The organism is Arthrobacter sp. Dra40 (assembly GCF_059091905.1).
In genome coordinates this window covers 22,599-28,789 of sequence record NZ_JBNHHB010000064.1, presented here as the reverse complement: position 1 = coordinate 28,789, position 6,191 = coordinate 22,599, and the positions used below count along the sequence as shown (strand labels likewise).

General features: G+C 66.9%; 6 protein-coding genes. 4 read left to right on the top strand and 2 right to left on the bottom strand.

Annotated elements, in window-relative coordinates:
• On the bottom strand, nucleotides 1-232 hold a 232-nt coding region (locus AC5RWT_RS20955; RefSeq protein WP_494081845.1), incomplete at its 3' end, for a hypothetical protein.
• Nucleotides 233-279: 47 nt separating this feature from the next.
• Entirely contained in the window at nucleotides 280-1,821 is a 1,542-nt protein-coding gene (locus tag AC5RWT_RS20950; RefSeq protein WP_494081844.1) for a sialidase family protein, read from the bottom strand.
• 153 nt (nucleotides 1,822-1,974) lie between these two features.
• On the opposite strand from AC5RWT_RS20950, the gene AC5RWT_RS20945 reads away from it, so the two are divergent.
• The 4 genes from AC5RWT_RS20945 (at nucleotide 1,975) to AC5RWT_RS20930 (ending at nucleotide 6,139) form a co-directional block, all read left to right on the top strand.
• Nucleotides 1,975-3,375: an OFA family MFS transporter gene (locus AC5RWT_RS20945; protein WP_494081843.1), complete on the top strand. Its 1,401-nt coding sequence runs from the start codon at nucleotides 1,975-1,977 to the stop codon at nucleotides 3,373-3,375.
• Between the two features lies 1 nt (nucleotide 3,376).
• Nucleotides 3,377-3,478, top strand: coding sequence for an MFS transporter small subunit (locus AC5RWT_RS20940; protein WP_493968694.1), 102 nt, complete (start codon nucleotides 3,377-3,379; stop codon nucleotides 3,476-3,478).
• A 117-nt stretch (nucleotides 3,479-3,595) separates the two neighbouring features.
• The gene (locus tag AC5RWT_RS20935; protein ID WP_494081842.1) at nucleotides 3,596-5,014 is read left to right on the top strand and encodes a lipase maturation factor family protein; all 1,419 of its coding nucleotides are present in this window, start codon (nucleotides 3,596-3,598) and stop codon (nucleotides 5,012-5,014) included.
• A gap of 87 nt (nucleotides 5,015-5,101) precedes the next feature.
• Complete coding sequence (locus tag AC5RWT_RS20930) at nucleotides 5,102-6,139, top strand: LLM class flavin-dependent oxidoreductase (RefSeq protein WP_494081841.1); 1,038 nt, start codon at nucleotides 5,102-5,104, stop codon at nucleotides 6,137-6,139.
• Nucleotides 6,140-6,191 lie beyond the last annotated feature (52 nt).

Genomic DNA, 6,191 nt, shown 5'->3' with positions numbered 1-6,191 from the left:
GGTGGGTGGGCTGCGGTCCGGCGGAAGATCCGGCGCGCCCTGCGCCGGAAGCGCGGCCGGTGCCGGAGTCGGGAGCGGGGACATTTTTCGGCTTGATGATCGGCAGCATCCCCGCCTGCGGAGTCGTGGGCGACAGGGATTCCTGGTCCGGGTCCTTGTCCTGCACTCCCCCTCCGTTCTGCGTTACCGCCACCATGATGGCGGCGTCGTTGATCAGGTTAAATCCTTGCACACCCCGCTGGGAGCTGGGAGGACACCGGGAAGGCGTCGAGAGCCGCGTCACCTCTCGCTGATGCCACCGCTCACGACGTCGATGCTGAACTCCCGCGTGCGGCTCGCCACTGCGGTACTGCCGAACGTGCCGTTCACGGGGACGGCCGTGCACGTGAAGGAAACGGTAAAACCGCCGACCGCTGCGTCGTCGGCTGTTACGGTGCGGATTGGATGAAGGTAACGGGCTTCGCCGCCCGGCCCGAGCTCCTGAGCGGGAAAATCTGCTGCGTTGTCGAACCCGCCGGTCAGCTGCACCCTGGAGTTTTGCGGCCCCAGTAACCGGGCCCGTCCGGCGAAGACCAGCACGTCGCCGGCGCGGTAGCCCGGATGCGGCGGGCCAACGGGCCTGCTGTGGATGGCATGCAGCACCATATCGAAGCGCAGCGGATAATCGCTCGCCACCGGCAGCGGTCCTGTTGGCGGTGCGGGCCCTGCGGTTTCGCCGTCTGCCCGGGCGGTCACCGCTCCGCGCGGCCACGCCGCCAGCAGCAGGCCCGGCTCCGCTGTGGCGTAAACGAGCTCACGGCCGCCCTGCCGCTGGTACAACACACCGATGCGTCCGTCCGGCAGTCGAACCGCAAAAGGCCCGCTGGCACCGCTCCCGTAGAGCGTGAGCTTGTGCGGCCAGGAGGTCCCGTCGTCGTGCGACAGGCTTAGCACCACGTTCCGGTGCAGCACGGGATCCTGGCAGTTGGCAGCGAGCAACCAGCGGCGGGTTGCCGGCGCCGCCAACCCGCCCACCGCAGGCAGCCCGTCGAAGCGGACCAAGGAGCCGGCGCTCCCGGGATCCGTCAGCTCCTCCACTGGTTCCAGCGGCCCGTAGCTGTGCCCACCGTCCTCCGATACTGCCGCCAACCGGTTGGGCGACGTCCACGAATGCAGCAACACCCGCCCGTCGGCGAGGCAAACGGCTGTGCTCCCGCCGGCGTCCGCGGCCTCCCCGCTGGGCGCTTGGATGGGCCCTGGGGTGGCCAGCGGCTGTCCGACCGTCCAGGTATCGCCGTGGTCGTCGCTGTAGCAGGAAACAGGTGTTTCCCGCCCGCCGCCCGCCGCTACGGCCAGCTGGACCAGCAAGCGTCCCGCATACCTGCCTGCATGCAGGCAGGTGCCGGACCCGGCATCGGCCAGGTTCGGGATGGTGTCCGAGGCCGGCCGCGGGGTGACCGACCGGTGCTGCCAGGTGGCGCCGTCGTCGTCGGAAGAGAGCAGTTCCATGTGGCGGGCCCGGGCGCGTTCAGTGCCCGCTGCACTGCCACGGCCTGTGGCGACGCACGCCAGGAAGATCCGTCCGGTCTCCGGGTCCGAGAGCAGCCCTACCCTCTGCGCCGGCTGCCCGGCGGTGTCGGCCCATGCCACCTGCTGCGGCTCCCACGTGGCGCCACCGTCAAAACTCCGGCGCACCAGCAGATCACCGGACCTGCGGGGCCGATCCTGCCCGCCCAGGCCGGAGTACGCGGCGATCGCGCTGCCGGCTGGAGTCACAGCGAGCGCCGGAGACCGGTACCGGTGGTAGCCGCCCAAGCCCCGAATGGCGAGGACCTGTTCCATTCCTCCACGGTACCGGTCGCGGCACGGGGAGGTCAGGGGCAGTGCGACACGCCGGTCACGTCCGGTTGCCTAGCCCAACCATCAGTCAGGATGTGAACTGAAGCACATGTTGCGGTTCTGCCTCGCACCCCTCTGATGAAAGGACGCCCGACGATGAGTTGGTTGGACCGATCGCATACGATCGCCCCTCCGGGCTTCAACCGCTGGCTGATTCCGCCGGCGGCCCTGGCCGTGCACTTGTGTATCGGCCAGGCCTACGCCACCAGCGTTTACAAGAACGCGCTGGTGGCCCACTTCAACGTGAGCCTGACCGAGATCGGCATCATCTTCTCCATCGCCATGGTGATGCTGGGGCTTTCCGCCGCCGTGATGGGCACCTGGGTGGACCGCAACGGTCCGCGGATGGCGATGTTCACGTCCGCCGTGTTCTGGAGCACCGGCTTCCTGGTGGGTTCGCTGGGCATCTTCTCCGAACAGCTGTGGCTGGTCTATCTGGGCTACGGCGTGATCGGCGGGATCGGGCTGGGCATCGGCTACATCTCCCCGGTATCCACGCTGATTAAGTGGTTCCCGGACCGCCCAGGCCTGGCCACCGGAATGGCGATCATGGGCTTTGGCGGCGGCGCGCTGATCGCGAGCCCGGTCTCCACCGCGCTGCTGCAGTTCTACGACCCCAGTTTTGACGGGACTCCGGGCTGGGTGGCCAGCGGCGACGCCGTGGGCAAGCTGTTCCTGACGCTGGCCGTGATCTACCTGGCCTATATGCTCTTCGGTGCCTTCACCATCAAGGTTCCGGCAGCCGACTGGAAACCGGCCGGCTTCGATGCGTCGAAGGTCAAGGCCAAGGCCTTGGTGACCACCGCGAACGTTTCCGCGAAGAATGCCATCAAGACCCGCCAGTTCTGGCTGGTGTGGATCGCGCTGTTCTGCAACGTCACGGCAGGCATCGGCATTCTGGAACAGGCCTCCCCGATGATCCAGGACTTCTTCCGCCAGCCCGACGGCGTATCGCTGGTCTCAGCGGGCGTCGCGGCCGGATTTGTGGGACTGCTCTCGATTGCGAACATGGGCGGCCGGTTCGTCTGGTCCACAACCTCCGACTACCTGGGGCGCAAGAACAACTACATGCTGTATCTGGGCGTCGGCGCTGCACTGTATGTGGTGCTCGCCCTCTTCGGCCACTCCTCCACCGGACTGTATGTGCTGCTGGCAGCCGTCATCATCAGCTTCTACGGCGGCGGATTCGCCACCGTTCCGGCTTACCTGCGCGACCTGTTCGGCACCTTCCAAGTGGGCGCCATCCACGGCCGCCTGCTCACGGCCTGGTCCGCCGCGGGAATTGCCGGGCCGCTGATCGTCAACGCTTTCCTGGACGCCCAGGGCAAGCCAGGCGAGCTGACGGCACAGGCCTACCAACCGGCCCTGCTCACCATGGTGGGCCTGCTCGTCGTCGGTTTCATTGCCAACCTGATGGTCAAGCCGGTGGACAGCAAGTACCACGAGGCGCCGGCCAAGGACGCCGGCGAAGCCGTGATGGCCGGGAAGGAGGACTGACATGAAGAAAGCCCAAGTAGCCCTCGGCTGGGTGCTGGTCGGTGTGCCGCTGCTCTACGGCGTCAGCCAGACCCTGTTGAAGGTGTCCGCCCTCTTCGGCTGACCCTTCCGGCGCCTCGCCGGAATCCGGTAAGTGCGTAGCCCGCCTGCAGGCCCGGTTCCCGTGGATCCGGGCCTGTTGCTTGACAGCCGAACGGCCGGCCGTAGCGTTGGAAATGCCATGGAGTGGTTCAGCGCCGAGGGGTTCGAGCTGGCGCGGCAGGTGCTGCAGCGGGGCATCGCCGCGGTGTTCCTGATTGCCTTCGCCTCCGCGCTGGCCCAGTTCCCGGCCCTGCTGGGTGAACACGGGCTGCTGCCCGTGCCCCGCTTGCTGGAGCGTCGCATGCCGCGCGGCTTCACCCTGTTCCGCTGGGGATATACCGACCGCCGGCTGCGCGCGGTGGCTTGGTCCGGTGTCGCAATTTCAGCCCTCTTGGTGGCCGGCCTGCCCCAGCTGGGACCGCCGTGGGTCCCCCTGGCCGCGTTCCTGGCCCTGTGGTTCCTGTACATGTCGCTGGTGAACGTGGGCCAGACGTTTTATGGTTTCGGCTGGGAGACCCTGCTGCTGGAGGCAGGCTTCCTCGCTGCTTTTCTGGGCTCAAACGAGGTGGCGCCCCCGGCACCGGTGTTGTGGCTGTTCATCTGGCTGGTGTTCCGGCTGGAATTCGGCGCCGGCATGATCAAGATGCGCGGCGATAGGGTCTGGCGGGACCTGACCGCCCTCTACTACCACCACGAGACCCAGCCAATGCCGAATCCGGCCAGCTGGTTCTTCCATCACCTGCCCAAGCCGCTGCACAAGGTGGAGGTGGCCGGCAACCACTTCGCCCAGCTGGTGGTGCCGTTCTTCCTGTTCTTCCCGCAGCCGGTGGGCAGCATTGCTGCAGCGATTGTGATCGCCACGCAGCTGTGGCTTGTGGCTTCCGGGAATTTCGCCTGGCTGAACACCCTGACCATCCTGCTCGCCTTCTCGGCCGTGTCCGACGCTGCGGTGCAGGCAGTCCTGCCGGTCGGCGACTTCACGCCCCGGTACCAGCAGGAACCGGTGTGGTTCACCGTGGTGGTGCTCGCGGTCAGCGCCCTGCTGGTGTACCTGAGCTATTGGCCGCTGAAGAACCTGTTCTCCCGGCACCAGCTGATGAACGCCAGCTTCAACAGCTGGCATCTGGCCAACGCCTACGGCGCCTTCGGGTCCATCACGCGGGAACGCTATGAAGTGGTGGTGGAAGGCTCCGCCGACGGGGTCCGCTGGCGCGAGTACGGGTTCAAGGGCAAGCCCGGAGACCCGCAGCGGATGCCACGGCAGTTCGCGCCTTACCACTTGAGGCTGGATTGGCTGATGTGGTTCCTGGCACTCGGCTCCCGCGGCGAAAGCTGGTTCATTCCGTTGCTGCGGCGGCTGCTGGAAGCCGACAAGGCCACGCTGAAGCTGCTCAGGCACGATCCGTTCGGCGGAGAACAACCCGTATTCGTGCGCGCCACCCTGTACCACTACCGGTTTTCCACGTGGGCGGAAAAGCGGAGCACCGGTCAGTGGTGGATCCGACGCGAGTCCGGGCAGCTGGTGCCGCCGCTTTCCCGCCCGCGCACCGCGGAATAACCCGGGCCGCCTGAAGGTTGCCGCCTGTAACGCACAATATGCATACGCATAGATAGCTACTCAGAACAGAGGAAAGGCGGCCACCGCGTGGCGCAGACACTTGAACTCGGGCTGGACACCTTCGGGGATGTCACCACCGGAGCGGGCGGACAGCTCCTGCCGCATGACCAGGTCATCCGGAACGTCATCGCCGAAGCCAAGCTCGCCGACGAGGTGGGTCTGGACTTCATTGGCATCGGCGAACACCACCGCGAGGACTTCGCCGTGTCCGCACCGGATGTGGTGCTGGCGGCGATTGCCGGCCAAACCAACCGGATCCGGTTGGGCTCGGCCGTGACCGTGCTCAGCTCCGACGACCCCGTCCGGGTCTTCCAGCGCTTCTCTACGCTCGACGCCGCTTCCGGCGGCCGCGCCGAAGTCATTCTGGGCCGCGGCTCCTTCACGGAGTCCTTCCCGCTGTTTGGCCTGGACCTGGCCGACTATGACGTCCTTTTCGATGAGAAGCTCCATCTGTTCACCGAACTGCTGAAGGAAGAACCCGTCACCTGGGCCGGCCGCACCCGGCCCCGGCTGGACAACAAGCGGGTCTACCCGCCCACCGCCTCCGGCAATCTCAAGACGTGGATCGCCGTCGGCGGCACTCCGCAGTCGGTGGTCCGCGCTGCGCACTACGGCCTGCCGCTCATGCTCGCCATCATCGGCGGCGCACCCATGAACTTCGCGCCGTTTACGGATCTCTACCACCGCGCGCTGGACCAGTTCGAGAAGCCCGCACTGCCCATCGGCGCCCACTCCCCCGGCTACATCGCGGAGACGGACGAACAGGCCCGCGAGGAGATGTGGCTGCCCTATGCCGACATGCAGGAGCGGATCGGCCGCGAGCGCGGCTGGAGCCGGATGACCCGCAGCCAGTTCGAAGCCGAGGCGGGTCCCGACGGCGCCCTGTTCGTCGGCTCCCCGGAGACCGTGGCCACCAAGATCGTGAAGGTCGCCAAGGGCTTGGGGCTCGCGCGCTGGGACATGAAATACAGCCTGGGCACCCTCCCGCACGAGAAACTGATGAACTCCATCGAGCTCTACGGCACCAAAGTGGCTCCCATGGTCCGGGAGCAGCTGGCCCTGTAGGGAACGCATCTGCGGTTAAAGTGCGACGCCGGCGGGAGACTTGTCAGGGGAA

Excerpts from the sequence above, each read along its gene's own strand:
- AC5RWT_RS20950 (WP_494081844.1), bottom strand. The coding sequence starts at position 1,821 with ATGGAACAGGTCCTCGCCATTCGGGGCTTGGGCGGCTACCACCGGTAC.
- AC5RWT_RS20945 (WP_494081843.1), top strand. The coding sequence starts at position 1,975 with ATGAGTTGGTTGGACCGATCGCATACGATCGCCCCTCCGGGCTTCAAC.
- AC5RWT_RS20940 (WP_493968694.1), top strand. The coding sequence starts at position 3,377 with ATGAAGAAAGCCCAAGTAGCCCTCGGCTGGGTGCTGGTCGGTGTGCCG.
- AC5RWT_RS20935 (WP_494081842.1), top strand. The coding sequence starts at position 3,596 with ATGGAGTGGTTCAGCGCCGAGGGGTTCGAGCTGGCGCGGCAGGTGCTG.